16 protein-coding genes and 1 riboswitch are annotated in these 17,874 nt (G+C 52.9%); of the genes, 9 read left to right on the top strand and 7 right to left on the bottom strand.

Annotation, left to right across the window (positions count from 1 at the left end):
- Window positions 1-54 precede the first annotated feature (54 nt).
- Window positions 55-275: riboswitch (cobalamin riboswitch) on the bottom strand.
- Window positions 276-380: 105 nt separating this feature from the next.
- The 3 genes from AC1W8Y_RS02055 to AC1W8Y_RS02065 are packed head-to-tail and all read left to right on the top strand — an operon-like array spanning window position 381 to window position 2,726.
- Window positions 381-1,172 carry a thiazole synthase gene (locus tag AC1W8Y_RS02055; RefSeq protein ID WP_482012795.1) on the top strand — a complete coding sequence of 264 codons (792 nt, stop codon included), beginning with the start codon at window positions 381-383 and terminating at the stop codon, window positions 1,170-1,172.
- A gap of 1 nt (window position 1,173) precedes the next feature.
- The gene (thiD, locus tag AC1W8Y_RS02060) at window positions 1,174-1,992 is read left to right on the top strand and encodes a bifunctional hydroxymethylpyrimidine kinase/phosphomethylpyrimidine kinase (RefSeq protein ID WP_482012796.1); all 819 of its coding nucleotides are present in this window, start codon (window positions 1,174-1,176) and stop codon (window positions 1,990-1,992) included.
- Window positions 1,993-2,045: 53 nt separating this feature from the next.
- Complete coding sequence (locus tag AC1W8Y_RS02065; protein WP_482012797.1) at window positions 2,046-2,726, top strand: protein-L-isoaspartate O-methyltransferase family protein; 681 nt, start codon at window positions 2,046-2,048, stop codon at window positions 2,724-2,726.
- Window positions 2,727-2,743: 17 nt separating this feature from the next.
- Here the strand turns inward: AC1W8Y_RS02065 and rfaE2 are convergent, their stop codons facing one another.
- The 6 genes from rfaE2 to ubiE all read right to left on the bottom strand — a co-directional run bounded on the left by rfaE2 (window position 2,744) and on the right by ubiE (window position 8,412).
- On the bottom strand, window positions 2,744-3,229 hold the full coding sequence (rfaE2, locus tag AC1W8Y_RS02070; protein ID WP_482012798.1) for a D-glycero-beta-D-manno-heptose 1-phosphate adenylyltransferase: 486 nt from the start codon (window positions 3,227-3,229) through the stop codon (window positions 2,744-2,746).
- A gap of 20 nt (window positions 3,230-3,249) precedes the next feature.
- The gene (locus AC1W8Y_RS02075; protein ID WP_482012898.1) at window positions 3,250-4,116 is read right to left on the bottom strand and encodes a ferritin-like domain-containing protein; all 867 of its coding nucleotides are present in this window, start codon (window positions 4,114-4,116) and stop codon (window positions 3,250-3,252) included.
- Between the two features lie 79 nt (window positions 4,117-4,195).
- Window positions 4,196-5,758, bottom strand: a complete 1,563-nt coding sequence (gene ubiB, locus AC1W8Y_RS02080) for a ubiquinone biosynthesis regulatory protein kinase UbiB (RefSeq protein WP_482012799.1) — start codon at window positions 5,756-5,758, stop codon at window positions 4,196-4,198.
- Window positions 5,755-6,432, bottom strand: coding sequence for a ubiquinone biosynthesis accessory factor UbiJ (locus AC1W8Y_RS02085; protein ID WP_482012800.1), 678 nt, complete (start codon window positions 6,430-6,432; stop codon window positions 5,755-5,757). Before AC1W8Y_RS02085 ends, ubiB begins: the two co-directional genes overlap by 4 nt.
- A gap of 91 nt (window positions 6,433-6,523) precedes the next feature.
- Window positions 6,524-7,549 (bottom strand): Tim44 domain-containing protein, encoded by a 1,026-nt coding sequence (locus tag AC1W8Y_RS02090; RefSeq protein WP_482012801.1) that lies wholly within the window; start codon window positions 7,547-7,549, stop codon window positions 6,524-6,526.
- A 122-nt stretch (window positions 7,550-7,671) separates the two neighbouring features.
- A complete protein-coding gene (ubiE, locus tag AC1W8Y_RS02095; protein ID WP_482012802.1) occupies window positions 7,672-8,412 on the bottom strand; it encodes a bifunctional demethylmenaquinone methyltransferase/2-methoxy-6-polyprenyl-1,4-benzoquinol methylase UbiE in 741 nt (246 codons plus the stop codon).
- A gap of 195 nt (window positions 8,413-8,607) precedes the next feature.
- Between ubiE and phoB the strand changes: the two genes are divergently transcribed.
- The 6 genes from phoB to AC1W8Y_RS02125 all read left to right on the top strand — a co-directional run bounded on the left by phoB (window position 8,608) and on the right by AC1W8Y_RS02125 (window position 13,774).
- Window positions 8,608-9,306: a phosphate regulon transcriptional regulator PhoB gene (gene phoB / locus AC1W8Y_RS02100; protein ID WP_482012803.1), complete on the top strand. Its 699-nt coding sequence runs from the start codon at window positions 8,608-8,610 to the stop codon at window positions 9,304-9,306.
- Window positions 9,307-9,385: 79 nt separating this feature from the next.
- The gene (gene phoR / locus AC1W8Y_RS02105; protein ID WP_482012804.1) at window positions 9,386-10,705 is read left to right on the top strand and encodes a phosphate regulon sensor histidine kinase PhoR; all 1,320 of its coding nucleotides are present in this window, start codon (window positions 9,386-9,388) and stop codon (window positions 10,703-10,705) included.
- Window positions 10,706-10,774: 69 nt separating this feature from the next.
- Window positions 10,775-11,206 (top strand): VOC family protein, encoded by a 432-nt coding sequence (locus tag AC1W8Y_RS02110; protein WP_482012805.1) that lies wholly within the window; start codon window positions 10,775-10,777, stop codon window positions 11,204-11,206.
- Window positions 11,207-11,215: 9 nt separating this feature from the next.
- Entirely contained in the window at window positions 11,216-11,974 is a 759-nt protein-coding gene (gene pxpB / locus AC1W8Y_RS02115) for a 5-oxoprolinase subunit PxpB (protein ID WP_482012806.1), read from the top strand.
- On the top strand, window positions 11,971-12,972 hold the full coding sequence (locus AC1W8Y_RS02120) for a 5-oxoprolinase subunit C family protein (protein ID WP_482012807.1): 1,002 nt from the start codon (window positions 11,971-11,973) through the stop codon (window positions 12,970-12,972). The genes pxpB and AC1W8Y_RS02120 overlap by 4 nt, the downstream gene beginning before the upstream one ends.
- 46 nt (window positions 12,973-13,018) lie before the next feature.
- The gene (locus AC1W8Y_RS02125) at window positions 13,019-13,774 is read left to right on the top strand and encodes a LamB/YcsF family protein (protein WP_482012808.1); all 756 of its coding nucleotides are present in this window, start codon (window positions 13,019-13,021) and stop codon (window positions 13,772-13,774) included.
- 78 nt (window positions 13,775-13,852) lie between these two features.
- Here the strand turns inward: AC1W8Y_RS02125 and AC1W8Y_RS02130 are convergent, their stop codons facing one another.
- Window positions 13,853-17,791: a DUF3683 domain-containing protein gene (locus tag AC1W8Y_RS02130; RefSeq protein ID WP_482012809.1), complete on the bottom strand. Its 3,939-nt coding sequence runs from the start codon at window positions 17,789-17,791 to the stop codon at window positions 13,853-13,855.
- Window positions 17,792-17,874 lie beyond the last annotated feature (83 nt).

The raw sequence follows: 17,874 nt of genomic DNA on the forward strand, positions 1-17,874 counted from the left end.
ACAAGCTCTCTCGCCAACGCTCCCCGTTGGTAAGATGAATAAGGATATCTTGTGAATATCCCACCCGTTGAAGCCGGTATCCGGACTAATGAGAACAAGCCTGCACCTTCTCAGGCATTTCTACCCAATGGTTTCGCAAACCCTTGCATCGTTTTAAGGATGCGCTCACTTACCGTTGCGGGGACAGTATGGTGGCTCTGAAACAGAACGCCAGTTTCCCGTTTAACTGTCTTCTTTGAACAAAAAGACGAGCACTATCAACCTGGCCATGATAGCACTGGTTTGGCTCGATGGATCTTAGGGCGATTACAATGAAAACCGCTGCGGCCTGATGGTGTGGCCTGCCCCTTACCGAAAAATACCTGATTGGACGTATATAGATGACTATGTCAGACCCGCTCGTTATCGCAGGCAAACCCTATCGATCGCGCCTGCTCGTCGGTACGGGAAAGTACAAAGACTTCATGGAGACACAACAGGCGATCGAAACCAGTGGGGCCGAGATCATTACCGTGGCGATCCGGCGCACGAATATTGGTCAAACCGCGGGTGAGCCCAGCTTGCTCGATTACCTGCCCCCTAGCCGATACACCATGCTGCCCAACACGGCAGGTTGCTACAGTGCTGACGATGCCGTTCGCACCTTGCGATTAGCACGGGAGCTGCTCGACGGCCACACACTTGTCAAACTGGAAGTGCTGGGTGACCCTCATACGTTGTTCCCAAACATGCCCGAAACCTTGGCTGCAGCGAAGACGCTGGTCGCTGATGGCTTCGATGTCATGGTTTATTGCACGGATGATCCTATCCAGTGCAGGATGCTTGAAGATATCGGCTGTGTGGCGGTGATGCCTCTTGCCTCGCTGATTGGCTCGGGCATGGGCATCTTGAACCCCTGGAACTTAAAACTGATTATCGACCAAGCTCGCGTCCCCGTGCTGGTCGACGCGGGGGTGGGGACTGCATCAGATGCAGCCATCGCCATGGAGCTTGGTTGTGATGGTGTGCTCATGAACACGGCGATCGCTGGCGCTAACAATCCGCTGCTGATGGCCAGCGCCATGAAAAAAGCGGTCGAGGCGGGTCGTGAGGCTTTCATGGCCGGTCGGGTACCACGTAAGACCTATCAAGCGGCACCCAGCTCACCGACCACTGGCATGATTGGTAGCTAAGATGTCAACCCAGATACCCAATACGTTAACGATTGCTGGCGTCGACCCAAGCGGTGGGGCCGGCATCTTGGCAGATGTCAAAACCATGAGTGCGCTTGGCGCGTATGCCTGCGCAGTTGTCGCGGCGCTCACCGCCCAAAATACCCATCGGGTGTCCGATATCTCGGTCGTTGATCCGAATTTCATCAGCGCGCAAATTGACACACTGTTCGAAGATGTCCGCATTGATGCGGTAAAAATCGGCATGCTGGGTCAACGTAAGACGATCGAAACCGTCGGAGATCGTCTAGCACACTGGAAGCCAAGCCATCTTGTCCTAGACCCAGTGATGGTCGCCAAAAGCGGGGATTTACTGCTAGAACAAGACGCTATATCGACCCTTCGAGAATATTTGCTTCCTCAAGCAACCATCTTGACCCCAAATTTGCCCGAGGCGGGGGTATTACTTAACCAACGCCAGGTAGAGTCGGTGCGCGACATGCGACGCGTCGCCGAACGTCTCAGAAACCTGCTCAATCTCAACGGTCACCGCTGGGTGCTGCTCAAAGGTGGGCATCTGCCCGGGGATGAAACGATTGATCTCTTGCACGATGGCGACAAAATGATCGAGTTACCGGGGCACAGAATTCAAACTCGACATACCCACGGCACAGGGTGCACCCTATCGGCTGCTTTAACGGCGTTGCTACCCCAAATACGAGATGTGCCCGAGACGGCGAGACAGGCAAAAGCTTATCTCGTTGAAGCGATTGCTTCAGGCGCTAAGCTTGAGGTTGGGACGGGTCATGGCCCACTCCACCATTTTCATCGTATTTGGTGAAAACCCCTATTACAATCGCGATACTATTTTTACAACTTGATGGATCTTGATTGATGAAAGCCTCTTCAATACCTGATATCGAACGCGCCCGCTTCAATATGGTCGAGCAACAGATTCGTCCCTGGGACGTTTACGACGCAAACGTCTTAGACGCGTTGTTGACAGTCAAGCGCGAGTTGTTTGTCCCAACGGTCCATCGGGCACTGGCATTTTCTGATCTTGAAATTCCGTTGATCGTTCAGTCTGTTGACACCCATCAAACCATGTTGTCCCCTAAGCTCGAAGCCAGACTGGCTGGGGCGTTGTTGCTGACTTCAGAAGACTGTGTGCTCGAAATAGGCACAGGTTCGGGTTATCAAGCAGCACTTCTCGCGAGCTTAGCGCGTGAAGTGATCACCGTTGAAATCGACCCAAGACTGGCAGCGTTTGCACAAGATAACCTGCGTCAGACGCACACTGAACATGTTAAGGTCGAAACGGGCGATGGTAGCAACGGCTGGGGAACCACCGAGTACGACGCTATTTTAGTCACTGGCTCGCTGCCAACGATCCCTGACGGTCTCAAATACCAATTGCGTGTCGGCGGCCGTATGGTTGTCGTCGTGGGTAGTGCGCCAGCAATGACTGTTTATCGGATTACACGCAGCACCGCGGCTAGTTTTGAAACGGTGTCGTTATTCGAAACCGTGATCAAACCTCTGATTGGTTCAGTCGTGAGCCGTTTCAAATTTTAAGCGTGAGAGGCGCCGGTTCAAGTGGTTCGTATCTTTTGAACCAGCGCAGTCGTTGACCGATTAAATTCGAAGGCAATCGCCACGGCTTTACCGCCCCAAGACTCCACCAGTTGGGTTTCTGGCAATTTCTGCATATCGTAATCGCCACCTTTGACGATCACATCGGGCCGTAATTGCCGAATTGTTTCGACTGGTGTATCTTCTTCAAAAATCACGACTGCTGTCACGCACGCTAAAGCCGCCAGCAGCGCAGCGCGATCCTGCTCGTTATTCAGCGGGCGATCTGGGCCTTTACCCAACCGTTTAGCGGACGTGTCTGCGTTAACGGCAACGATCAGTGTGCTACCCAACTGTGCCGCTTCATCAAGATAAGTCACGTGGCCGCGGTGCAAGATATCAAAGACACCGTTGGTAAAAACAATGGGCCCGGGCCAACTGCCTGCGGCGATACGGCCCGCGCAGTCGGCAATCGACATCACCTTGCTTTCGAACCTTGCAGACATACCGCTTGACCTGTCGCCGCTCAAGCGCCTGCGGATTGCAAGGCAGGCGTCGCTCGTAACAACTCTTTGCGATAACGATTCAAATCTTGAACCGTTTTGAACGAGACATCCATCAGCAAGGACATATTATGCAAAATACGGGTGCTGACTTTAACTTCCCACGCTTTATCAAACACGATCTGCTGATCAAGCCAGCGCTCTAACCAACCGGGTTCAGGCAACTTCGATTGCACCGTATCGTCAGGAAACATCTCTTTATTGACATGCAAGTTCGTTGGGTGCAACGCTTGCGGTGTGCGGTGCGCAGATGCCATCAGCACGCCGATTTTTGCAAATGCCATCCGTGCCTGAGCACCGATCTCTTGCCCGCGATGGGTCAATGCTCTTTTCATGTAACGCAAATAGGCGCCTGCGTGACGAGCTTCGTCTTGCGAAATCACTTTGTAAATTGCCTTGATGACAGGCTCAGTGTGCCAGTCAGAGGCACAGCGGTACCAATGGTTGAGCCTGACCTCACCGCAAAAGTGCAGCATCAGGGTCTCGAGCGGTGGGGCTGGATCAAACTCAAACCGAACCTTATGCAACTCTTCTTCCGTCGGCAGCAAATCTGGGGCGAACCGCCGCAAGTATTCCATCAACACTAACGAGTGCTTCTGCTCTTCGAAAAACCAGACCGACATGAAAGCTGAAAAATCGCTGTCGTCCTTGTTATCACGCAGAAACATCTCTGTGGCGGGCAATGCCGCCCACTCAGTGATGGCGTTCATTTTGATCGTTTGAGCTTGCTCATCCGTGAGTTTGCTCCGATCAAAATCAGCCCAAGGGATATCAGACTCCATATTCCAACGGACTGACTCCATTGATCTAAAAAGCTCAGCGTAAAGCATCATTAATTGCCTTTAAATTACATAACTCATCATTATTAGCAAACGGTAACGTCAAATTGATGACAAAACCATTAAATAATTAGAATTTACCGTAAAAATACCACCAACTTACCGCAACGCCTGCAGCTAAAACGAGCCCAGCAAGCACAACCAATAGCCGATTGCCACGCTCACGAGCCAATCGGTTCAACTTTAATTCTTGCAAAATCTCTGCTGACACATCCCGCTGAGTCAGGCGCTGATGCAGCAGTCTGGGAAACTCGGGCGTCATCTGCGCCCACTGGCTTGCCTCTTTGGCGATTTTCGCTCGAAAACCACGAAACCCCATGCGCTCATGCATCCAGCGCTCAAGGTAGGGCTTCGCTGTCATCCACAAGTCTAACTGAGGATCAAGCTCTCGGCCCAATCCCTCTACATTGAGGAGGGTCTTTTGCAGCAACACTAACTGAGGCTGAATCTGTACATGAAACCTGCGGGACATTTGAAAGAGCCTCAGTAACACTTGACCCAGCGAGATTTCAGCTAAGGGCCTATCGAAATAAGGTTCGCAAACGGCACGTACAGCAGCTTCGAGCTCTTCTTCCCGGGTATTTTCGGGCACCCAACCTGATTCAATATGCAACCGAGCCACTCGGCGGTAATCACGTTGAAAAAAGGCCAGAAAGTTCTGCGCCAGATAGTTTTTATCAAAATCTGACAGCGAACCCACGATACCGAAGTCAAGTGCAATATATCGGCCTAAGGTTTCGGGTCTGTTCGACACAAATATATTGCCAGGATGCATGTCGGCATGAAAGAAGCCATCACTAAACACTTGCGTAAAAAAGATCTCGACGCCTGTTTGAGCCAACTTGGCGATATCGACGCCAGCGTCGCGCAGCCGATCAATCTGGCTGATCGGCAAGCCGTACATGCGCTCCATGGTGAAGACGGTGGTGGCGCAATAATCCCACATCACCTCAGGCACCCAGAGTATCTTGCCTCTTTCAGTCCCTGGTGCGAAATTACGTCGCAACTGACTACAGTTCGACGCCTCGCGCAACAGATCGAGTTCGTCATGTAAGTGCTTATCGAACTCACCGACCACTTCCCGCGGTTTCAGACGCTTGCCGTCGACGAGCATCTTTTCAACCAGATTGGCGAGTGCTCGCATTAATGACAGATCTTGCTCGATCACCGCTTGCATACCAGGTCGCAGCACTTTAACGGCGACATGCCGGCCATCGTGCAACGTTGCAAAATGCACCTGCGCGACCGAGGCCGAGGCGACCGGATCAGTTTCGAAATGAGCAAAAATTTGATGCGGTGAAGCACCCAAGGCCGCTTCAATCACTGCAGCGGCCTGATCTGAGGGGAAGGGTGCGACCTGATCCTGCAACAATGAGAGCTCATCCGCGATATCCGACGGGATTAAATCCCGCCTGGTCGATAGCACTTGCCCAAACTTGACAAATACTGGCCCAAGCGTCTCCAAGGCCAACCGCAGCCGCATACCCCGTGATATTTGCGGGCGTTTGCCAAACCGCAGACAGCGGATCAAGACGGCAGCAAAAGGGTGATTAATTCCGGATAAAACGAGATCATCCAGCCGGTAACGGTATACCACCAGGAAAATGCGAGCGAGCCTGATCCACGACATCATGATGCTGGGCGATCTCGACGCAACATCAGTTGTTCAACGCGGGCGTTTAACAGCGTCTCACGCGCTGAGAGTTCATTTAACTGAGCGCTTAATGCCGCCATTGATTCAGCAAAGGTCAACACTGATCCTTTATCGACCAAGGCTTGCGTTTCATAGGTTAGATATTCGATGACATTTTGACCGAGATTCAGTAGTGAAGATTGCACAGTATTTACCGTCTGCCGGACAGCTTGCGTGATTCGTGCCGCTGGAATATCACCGACTCGTTTTGCCAATCCGTCTTCGATATCTGGTCGCAAATCACGGGCAAGCATTGACAGCGTTTGAGCCAATGCCGCATCCCCTGAAACACGAATATTTAAAGGCAACGCTTGTTCGGTGGCTTGCAATGGCCTCGACATCAATTCGGCCAAACTATCGTCGAGGTAAATGTCGACATCAGGCGTCGCCGAGGCAGCCGCTGTCGTCAAATGACCCGTGTCGCCAATGGTCAGCATAACCGCCACTTCTCGCCAATGTATTTGAAACGTCTTACCTGCTTGGGTTGACAGCAGATCGGTTGCCCAAGGCTGCTGCTGCGCGAGTTGATTGACCCCAAACGTCAGCAAACGCGCACCCCGAGCTTTTGCTCCAGCGAACAGGTCAGGCAGTTCAGAGGTGGGGTAACGAGTCAAAACGAGGGCGCCATACGTGGAAACCCTCATTTTAGCGTTTAACTGGGCACTGCAACATCTCACTTGCGAATGCGCACGTTAACCAATGACCTCAGCTTGCCATTTCGACAGGGATTTGCTGAATCCCAGCGAGCATCCAACCGCCTTGCTCTGATTTGAAGAGGTTCCAGATTTCCTCGAAGCGGAATGCTTCTGTCTGAGGTTTCTCACGCAGCATCCCAGAGAAGCGAACGCTTGCTAGATGTCCGTCGGTGACTTTTTCCATCCCTAGCATCTCAGCATTCAGCAACACCACTTCGGTTTCGTTCACGCCTTGCCGGCTCTCAAACTGCCCTTTCAATGCTTTGATTAGGTCATCCGTCAAAAACTGATGCAATTGCGTCACGTCGCCGATATCCCAGATTTTCTGAATCGCAACAAACTGTTTTTTCGCTTCAAGCAAGAATGACGGCGTGTCGAAATCAGCAGGGATAAACCATTTCGGCTCAGTGTTCTCAGGCGAAACGGCTGCAATCGTCGCACCCGATGACGGCGCAACCGAAGGATTGGCGGCTGGCTCAGCAGGTCGCCAGACCGGCGGCGCACTAACCGGTTGGGGAGCCTGCGGATAAGCGTTAGCCAACGCGTTGGCCGACTGAGCCGATGCTGGTTGGTTGCGACCCATCAACAGCTTCATCAGCATGCGGATCACGAAGAAGCCAAGTGCTGCAAAAAGAATCAAAGTCAAGAACTCGCCCATGGCGCCGCCTAAGCCTAAGTGTGACAAGAGCATACCAATCCCTAAGCCGGCGGCGATACCAGCCAGCGGGCCGAGAAATCGAGAGGCACCGCTTCTTGGTGCTGGTGCACTAGGTGGCGTTGCACCAGCAGCGGCGGGGCTTGCTGCCGTGTTGGGTACGGCACTTTTTTGCGTCACCGCGGGCGCCGCGCCCTTCGTTGCGCCCATCGATTGGGATCCTAAACTCTTCCCGCCACCGAGTCGTGCAGCATCAGACTGCAGGGGCGCCAACATCATGGCTGCTAGGACCATCGAAATCGACACCGCAGCGAGATAGCTTGAGGCGCGAGTGCGCTGGCCAAACCACTGGGAGAGTGAAGCGAAAAGGGCAGTAAACATGAAAATCTCCGTCATCGTGCAAACGCAAAACTGCGCAGACGACGCAACCTTACAATAAGCTGAACGACATTGCAAGTAGAAGTACTCAACCAGGCAGGAGGTCAAGATCCGCCACATCACGCTCAGGAGAGCTTGATGCCCTCATGCAGGGCTGTCAGCCCTGCCGACAAGTTGAAGTACTGCACCCGGCCAAGACCCGCTTGCTCAAGCATCTGCTTTAGGGTCTGCTGGTCAGGGTGCATTCGGATTGATTCTGCCAAATAGCGATAGCTTTCGCTGTCTTTCGCGACCTTCTCGCCAAGCCATGGCAGAACCTTGAACGAATACCAGTCGTAAATGGGCGCAATCGGTTTAGCCACCCGGGAAAACTCAAGCACCAACAACTTGCCACCGGGTGCAAGCACCCGAGTCATCTCAGCCAGCGCAATATCCTTGTGCGTCATATTGCGAAGGCCAAACGCCACCGTGACACAATCAAAGTATCCGTCGGGGAACGGCAGTTTCTCAGCATCACAAACGGCAACAGGCAGCAGCACACCTTCGTCAGTCAAACGATCTCGACCAACGCTCAGCATCGAGTCATTGATATCGGTCAGCCATACCTCACCTGTCGGACCGGCCGCTTTGGCAAAAGCACGAGCGAGATCCCCTGTGCCGCCAGCAATGTCAAGGACTTTCATGCCTGGACGAACACCAGCTCTGGCAACCGTAAATGCTTTCCAGACCCGATGCAGGCCAGCAGACATCAAGTCATTCATGACGTCGTAGCGTTTGGCAACCGAGTGAAAAACCTGCGCAACTTTGCGCGCCTTTTCAGATTCGTCAACGGTCTGATAGCCAAAATGCGTTTGCTGTTCGGACATAAGCGATAAAGAGCCAAGTAAGTGGTGTGGGGCGCTATCGTGGGGATAACAGATCTACATTATCGCAGGTTGTCCCAGCCGATCGCCCAAATTAAAAATGTTGCTGGTCGAACGATGTCATATACATGTCATATAAACGCCATACTATCGAAATCTTGTTGACATTTAACCCTTGACCTTTTGAGCAAAAGCGCCATGTCCAGCACAATTTTAGTCGTTGAAGACGAACCCGCCATCCAGGAACTGATCGCGGTCAACCTGTCCTTTGCAGGTCATAAGGTGCTGCGTGCTTTCGATGCGCCTCAGGCTGAGACCCTGATCAGTGCAGAGCTGCCTGACTTGATTTTGTTGGACTGGATGCTGCCTGGCGCCTCAGGGCTCGCCCTTGCCCGAAAACTTCGCAACGAAGACCGAACCAGAATGGTGCCTGTCATCATGCTGACGGCGAAAGGGTCGGAACAAGACAAAGTCGACGGCCTCGAGGCTGGCGCAGATGACTACATCACCAAACCATTTTCACCGAAAGAGTTAATGGCTCGAATCAAGGCGGTGCTGCGTCGCCGTGCGCCACAATTGACTGACGATTTGATTGAAGCGGGTGGCTTGAGATTGGATCCCGTGTCACATCGTTTGGCCGGCAGTGGTCAGCCCTTGAACATCGGACCGACTGAATTCAGATTGTTACACTTTTTCATGACGCACCAAGAACGCGTCTTTTCACGTGGGCAATTGCTTGATCAAGTCTGGGGCGATCATGTCTTCGTCGAAGAGAGAACCGTCGATGTGCACATTCGGCGATTGCGCAAAGCGCTCGAGCCCACAGGTCATGACATTCATGTTGAAACGGTTCGAGGCAGCGGTTACCGTTTCACGACTCAAGTGACTCGTGCTTAGCGGGAAGAGTCTCAAAGATATCGCCAGCGCCTAGGCGCAGCCTCTCTCGCGTCTAACCGGCAATGCGACAATATCAATCATGAAATGGTTTCTCCACCTGATCTTTGCCGCAGTGCTTTCGAGCCTGGCCGCCCTGATTGAATACGTCTGGGTTTCGCCGGTCGGTTGGTGGATTTTGACACTAGGTTATGGCGTCATTTTGGCATCCGACACCGATAGTCGACACAAGTTCGAACGCTGGATAAAACAACCCGGCACCTTACGCCCAATCAATCTTGGTAACTTCGAGGCGCTTGGCGCTGAACTCGTCGCACAACGCAAAGCGCATGCGGATGCGTTAGCTGACGCGACTGAAACCAACGCGGCTATCATGGCTGCTGCCGAGGCTTTGCCCATCGGCATCATCACGATGGATAGAGAGTTTCAAATCACGTGGGCAAATCAAGCGTCAGAACAATTGTTGCATCTGAGATCCCAACAAGACCGGGGACAAAGCCTGCTTAACTTGTTGCGGTCTCCAGAGTTTGCATCCTACGCTAATCAGCGCGAGTGGGCTGAACCAGCGATTGTCAAAATAAGTCGAGCAGGGCAAAGTCAAAGCATCATGCTTCGCTTGGTCACGTATGCGCGAGATCAATATTTACTGATTGCGCGTGATCTCACGCAAATCGAAAAGCTTGAGACCACCAGAAGAGATTTCGTGGCCAACGTGTCACACGAACTGCGAACCCCATTGACAGTGCTGACGGGATTTGTCGAAACCTTGAAAGACGCCCCCTCGGGCGCGCTGTCAACTGAACAGCGCGAGCAATATTTCAACATGATGTATCAACAAGCGCAGCGAATGGAGGCGCTCGTCTCTGATCTGTTGACGTTATCGAATATCGAAACGTCCCCGAGTGCTGCCTTCGCATTCGTTGATATGGATCTATTAATCGAACAAGAAAAGCAACAGATCGAAGCCTTGTCGGCAAACCGTCATCACTTCGATTGGGATATCGCACCCGGACTTCATGTGTACGGCGACAGGGCCGAAATAGCCTCAGCCTTGTTGAACTTGATGACGAATGCCGTGCGGTACACCCCTCAAGGCGGATCGATTCAAATCAGATGGACACCTGAAGCGCACGGCGCTGCTAAATTTAGCGTCACAGATACGGGCATTGGCATCTCGTCAGAACACATCCCCCGTCTGAGTGAACGTTTCTATCGAGTTGACCGTGGTCGTTCAAGAGAAGCCGGCGGCACAGGTCTTGGCCTCGCGATCACCAAACACATTGCCATGCGCCACGAAACCGAACTGGATATCCAGAGCAAACTGGGCAAAGGCAGCACTTTCAGTTTGATTTTCCCCCCTGAGCGGCTCATCAAACCCGATGACATCAAGAGCCAAGACTAAAACGTATCCGGCCATCGTCAAACGGGATAAACTTCTGAGATAGCGGTTTAACTATCCAGGAGATTATCAATGAGTGCACAAACAGCCATGCCACCGTTTCATCTCGCTTTTCCGGTTCGTGATCTGGAAGAAGCTCGCAGCTTTTATGCAGGTGTGCTGGGTTGTGGCGAAGGCAGAAGTTCACCTGAATGGATAGACTTTGACTTTTACGGTCATCAAATCGTCGCCCACCTCTCGCCCGAAGAGTGCGGCCACAAGCAAACCAGCGCTGTCGACTCGCACAACGTGCCAGTTAGACACTTCGGCGCCGTGCTGTCCATCCCAGAGTGGGAAATCATGGCTGACAAACTTCGTGCGATTGGCACCAAATTCATTATCGAACCATACACTCGCTTCAAAGGCGAAGTTGGTGAACAGGCGACTATGTTTTTTCTTGACCCCTCGGGCAACGCCATCGAATTTAAAGCCTTTAAGAACATGGAATCCCTGTTCGCCAAGTAAAGCAACCCGATGACTCAAGCGGAGACTCAGGCAGGATTACTTCACCCCAGTTATGAACTTCGGGCACAAGGCGATCGCTGTCTGAGTATCGATTTCGGCGAAGGCATTAGTGCAGAGATTGGTCGAGTCTGCTTGAGTGCCGCGGCTGTGTTTCGACAGGCCAACCTACCTGGGGTGATCGACATCACCCCATCTTTCAACTCCGTTGCGTTGCAGTACACGCCCGTTATCCCCCCCGATGGGTCTGCGCCGGGATTAGGTGCGTTCGCCATGCTGTCACGGGCGGTGTCTGCACTGATTGAAAAAGGGCTACCCGAGCTCGATCAAACGGCTCGAATCATCGAGATCCCCGTATGTTACGGTGGCCGGCATGGGCCTGACCTTGCTGAGGTGGCCAAGATCACTGGCCTGACGCAAGCGCAAGTCATTGAACGCCATACGCACAGTGATGTCATGGTATTCACACTGGGCTTTGCCCCTGGTTTGCCCTACATTGGGGTGCATGATCAGATTTTTGCTATCCCCAGACGCGATACCCCCCGCACTGCGGTACCTGCGGGATCCGTCGCCGTTGCCAATCGACAAAGTACGATCTATCCAAACTTGTTACCCGGTGGCTGGCATATCTTGGGGGCCACGCCGCTGACCATGTTCGATGTCAGGCAATCCAATCCGTCGCGGCTGATGCCGGGTGACATTGTCAAATTCATCTCCATCAGCGATACACAATTCGACGAAATGGCGCTCGCGGCGAGGTCAGCGAAATGAATATGCGTGTCATCAAACCAGGCATGCTATCGACTTTTCAGGACAGCGGTCGTGTTGGTTACCAGCACCTTGGGGTACCGACCGCCGGGCCGATGGATAGGCGCGCTCATCAGTTGGCCAATCTGTTAGTTGGCAATCCCGTCTCGCTGGCCACCTTGGAAATCACGCTGACCGGCCCGACCCTTGATTTCTCAGCGGCGTGTTGTATTGCCATCACGGGCGCTGACTTAGGCCCCCAAATCAATGACCAGCCAGCGGCGATGCATCGGCCACTCATCTTGCGTCCGGGTGATCGGTTGTCGTTCGGCGCAAGAGTCAGGGGGGTAAGAGCCTATCTGGCAGTTCACGGTGGCTATCAGCTCGAGGCCGTGTTGGGCAGCACAAGCACTTATCTTCGCAGCGCCATCGGTGGCTATCACGGCCGAGCCCTGAAACGAGACGATCAAATCGAATTAAACACAACGCTCAAGACGCCCGAGCTGACGAGTCTGGCACAAGACTTATGGAATCTGCGCCTCTATCTCCCTGCGGCAGTGACAGAACAACCGCGTGATCGGCTCAGGATCATTAAAAGCCAACAGTGGCAGGATTTCACGCTAGAAAGTTGCGCCGCGATGCTGACAGCAACATTTCGAATCAGCCCGGACTCAGAGCGCATGGGCTACCGCCTGACGGGACCGACGATTGCACTCAGTCAGCCACGCCAAATGATCTCTGAGGCCACCACCTTCGGCACAATCCAAGTGCCTGCGGGCGGTCAGCCAATTGTGTTGATGGCCGATACTCAAACGACTGGGGGGTATCCAAAAATCGCCTACGTCGCTAGTGTCGATCTGCCGCTACTCGCCCAACTGGCACCCGGTGATCACGTGAAGTTTCAGTGCATCGAACTCGAAGACGCGCAAGCACTTGATTTGGCACGAGCACAGGCTTTCGAGAAACTCGCCACCACCCTTAAACCCATTGAAAAAATGCTCTCGGGGCAGGCGTTGTCGTGATGACAATACAACGCTGCCCTTGAACCCTCAAAGGAATCTGCCTCAAATGACCTTACGTATCGATTTGAACTGCGACATGGGCGAGAGTTATGGCGCCTGGAAAATGGGCAACGACGATGCCATTTTGCCTTTCGTGTCATCTGCGAATATTGCTTGCGGTTTTCACGGTGGCGATCCGGCCACGATGCGAAAAACAGTGGCCGCGGCGCTCAAAAACAAGGTGGGTCTCGGGGCCCACCCCGGCCTGCCAGACCTGCAGGGGTTTGGTCGTCGTGATATGAAAATCACGGATCAAGAAGCTTATGACATGATGGTCGTACAAATCGGTGCGCTAGCCGCAGTCGCAGCCTCACAAGGCGCAAAACTGCAACACGTTAAAGCGCACGGTCAGCTCTACAACATGGCTGTCAAAAACGAAGGATTAACTCACGCCTTGGCACAGGCAACTTATGATGTCGACAAAAATCTGGTGTTCTTTGGGCTCGCCGCCAGCAACATGATTTCGATCGCTGAAAAAATTGGTCTAACGGCCAAGAGCGAGGTTTTTGGTGATAGAACCTATCAGGCCGACGGTACGTTAACGCCAAGAACTCAAGCCGGCGCCATGATTACCGACGTCAAACAAACGATTGCTCAGGTTCTGCAAATGATTAAGACCGGTACGCTGACCGCACAGGATGGCACGGTGGTTAAAGTACGCGCGGATACACTTTGTATCCACGGGGATCAACCGGGGGCCGTTGAGTTTGCCAAGGCCATCAGAGTAGCGCTGCAGACAGAAGGCATTCAAATTGGTTTTTAAGCGTTGCGATCAATGGGTCAGCGGCTAGTGTCAGAAGCCCGTGCCAGTCGGATGTCTGTTTGCATACGATACCTTTGGCTACACCAGCACGCGTTCAATTCCGCCATCATTGGCGCGCGCAACATAATCCTCAAGCCAGTTCGGACCCAGAATATGTTTGGCCATTTCAACAACAATGTAATCTGACTTAGCGCCTGTATCCTGTTCAAAGCGCGATAAGCCCTGCAAACAAGCTGGGCACGATGTCAGCATTTTGACCTCGCCGGTATAACCATCACTGCGCAGTGTTGCCGTATTTTTAGTCAACTCTTCTTCTTTACGATAGCGGATCTGCGTCGAAATATCAGGGCGAGAGACAGCCAGCGTGCCGGCTTCGCCACAGCAACGATCGGTTTTAATGGTTGAATCGCCCACCAAAGATTTCACGGTTTTCATCGGGTCTTGTAACTTCATCGGCGAATGACAAGGATCGTGATACATGTATCTCACACCCTGAACACCCTCGAGTTTGATATTTTTCTCAAGCAAATATTCGTGAATATCGATCAAACGACAGCCAGGGAATATCTTCTCAAACTCGTAACCTGCCAACTGGTCATAACAGGTACCGCAGCTGACCACCACCGTCTTGATATCAAGATAGTTCAGGGTATTGGCCACTCGATGAAATAAAACTCGATTGTCGGTGATGATTTGTTCGGCTTTATCTTGCATGCCGTTGCCGCGCTGCGGATAGCCGCAACAGAGATAGCCAGGGGGCAAGACGGTTTGGACTCCGGCGTGCCAGAGCATGGCCTGAGTTGCCAAACCCACTTGAGAAAACAGTCGCTCAGAGCCGCAACCAGGAAAATAAAAAACCGCTTCGGTCTCTGCTGCCTGTTTTGGATCTCGGATAATCGGCACATAATTGGCATCTTCAATATCGAGCAATTTACGCGCCGTCTGTTTCGGCAGACCGCCAGGCATTTTCTTATTGATGAAATGCACAACTTGTTCGCGAATCGGTGGCTTACCAATCGTCGCAGGTGGTTTTTCAGTTTGTTTACGGGCAAATTTCGATAAAAAATCATGCGCAAGGCGCTGTGCTTTGTAACCAACGCCCACCATGGCTTTACGTGTGGCATTGATGGTCGCAGGATCCTTAGCGTTCAAAAAGAACATGGCAGCCGTCGTGCCTGCGTTGAAAGATTTATGACCCATGCGGCGCAACACGGCGCGCATATTCATCGACACATCGCCAAAATCGATGTCAACCGGACAGGGGTTATAGCACTTATGACAGGCAGTACAGTGATCCGCGACGTCTTCAAACTCTTCCCAGTGCTTGAGGCTGATACCACGACGAGTTTGCTCTTCATACAAGAACGCCTCGATGAGCAACGACGTCGCCAGAATTTTATTTCTGGGTGAGTAAAGCAGATTCGCCCGAGGGACGTGCGTCGCACAAACGGGCTTGCACTTACCGCAACGCAAACAATCTTTGATCGAATGACTGATCGCCCCGATGTCGCTTTGCTGCATGATCAATGACTCATGCCCCATCAGACCGAAACTGGGCGTCCAGGCATGACGCAAGTCAGCCCCCGGCATTAACTTGCCCGCATTGAAATGATCGTCCGGATCAATGTCGCGTTTGTATTGCTGAAAGGGGTCGAGCTCTTCTTGCGTCAAGAATTCGTATTTGGTTAGGCCAATACCATGCTCGCCTGAAATGACGCCATCCAGCTTACGGGCAATCTGCATGATCCGCACAACCGTTTCGTTGGCCTCTTGCAACATTGCATAATCGTCAGAATTGACAGGGATATTGGTATGTACATTGCCATCGCCCGCATGCATATGCAGGGCGACGAACACGCGACTCTTCAACGTTTTTTCGTGCACCGCGTATAAATCGGTGAGTACCGGTGAGAAATCCGTGCCACCAAACAAACCCTCGAGTACGGTTTTGACCTCGAGTTTCCATGAAACACGGATCGTCCGGTCCTGGACCAGATCAAAAACTCGAGCATCGGGTTGCTGACTCAGGCGATCATGCAGCACGGGTAACAATGCTGCGTAGCCGACCTGCCCCAATGCCTCAGATGCCGTGTCCAGTGATTGATCCAGATGATCCAAGACCCATTGCCAGCGAATCCGCACGTTGCCCAACATATCAAGGGCGGCATCGCGTTTTTCGTTGAGCGCTTCTTCGATCGACACACCCTCTTCCGTCGCGCGATTGAGTTTCGCAATCGGCAAGTGACCCGACAGCGCCGCGCGCAAACCTTCGAGCAAGCGCAACTTATTTTTGACGGATAGTTCGATATTGATGCGTTCAATTTCGTCTGTGTACTCACCCATCCGATCCAAAGGAATAACGACGTCCTCATTGATTTTGAAGGCGTTGGTATGCCGCGCAATCGCCGCTGTGCGCGAACGATCCAACCAGAATTTCTTGCGTGCTTCGGCACTCACGGCAATAAAGCCTTCACCGTGGCGCGTGTTGGCTAGCCGTACCACTTCGCTTGTTGCCGCAGCGACCACTGACTCATCGTCGCCCACGATGTCGCCGAACAACACCATCTTGGGCAATAGCCCACGCTTGCTCTTGGTCGAGTAACCGACGGCTCGCAAATAGCGCTCATCCAAGTGCTCAAGACCGGCTAGTAAAGCGCCTTTCGCTCGACCTTCACCATCAAGGTAGTTTTTAATTTCAACAATCGATGGGATCGCATCTCGGGCTTGACCAAAGAACTCAAGACAGACAGTACGGGTATGACTGGGCATACGATGCAACACCCACGTCGCCGCCGTAATCAAACCATCACACCCTTCTTTTTGCACACCAGGCAATCCAGACAGAAACTTATCAGTGACGTCTTTACCCAGCCCCGCTTTACGAAACCGTGCGCCCTCTATCTCAAGGATTTTTGTTCGCAGCACTTTCTCGCCTGCCGGCCGCAATCCATCAGACCACTTCAGCTCAAAACGCACCATGGGCGCATCATGAATCTTCCCTAAGTTGTGCCCAAGGCGTGTGACATCGAGCCAATTGCCATCAGGGTCGACCATCCTCCACCAAGAGAGATTGTCGAGCGCGGTACCCCAAAGCACGGCCTTTTTACCGCCAGCGTTCATGGCGACGTTGCCACCCACACAAGAGGCCTCAGCAGAGGTAGGATCAACCGCAAACACAAAACCAGCCTGCTCTGCCGCCTCAGACACTCGCTTGGTGACGACGCCCGCGCCTGCTCTGACGGTCGCCACTTTGGTGTCGACCCCCGGGAAATCGCTCAGTTCGACCGTGCCCAATGTATCGAGCTTTTCAGTATTAATCACGGCTGACTTCCAGGTCAGCGGGATCGCGCCACCGGTGTACCCCGTCCCGCCGCCTCGGGGGACAATGGTCAGCCCGAGTTCGATACACCCACGCACAAGCCCAGCAATTTCAGCTTCTGTATCCGGCGTCAAGACCACAAAAGGATATTCAACTCGCCAGTCGGTCGCATCCGTGACATGCGACACGCGCGACAAGCCATCGAATTTGATGTTGTCGCGTGCGGTGAGCTTGCCCAACACTCGCTTGACCCGAGCCCGTAGCTCAGCCGTGCGGTCAAACTCTGCCTCGAAGGCCATCACCGCCTGCCGAGCTCGATCAAGGAGCGCGGCAACTTTATCGTCTCGCGCGCTGATGTCGAGATCACGACGCTTATCGATTTCAGCCAAACGATGTTGCATCGCCTGGATCAACAAGCCGCGCCGCTTGGGATTATCGAGCAAGTCATCTTGCAAGTAAGGATTGCGACGAACGACCCAGATATCCCCGAGCACCTCATAGAGCATGCGCGCGGATCGCCCAGTCCTTCGCTCACCGCGCAAATCAAACAGCAGTGCCCACGCATCTTCACCCAATAAACAACGAACCACTTCTTTATCGGAGAAAGAGGTGTAGTTGTAGGGGATTTCACGTAACCGTGCCTGTCCGTCAGACTCGGGGGACGCTATCAATAAATGGCTGGAAAGGGGGGCATTCATGCGCTGGGAAGCTCTTTTTTCTGGTGCAAACCCTAGTGTAAGTCATCCATCTACATTGCTAGAAATAACCCCATAGCGGGCTT

Source organism: Jezberella sp., assembly GCF_964834465.1.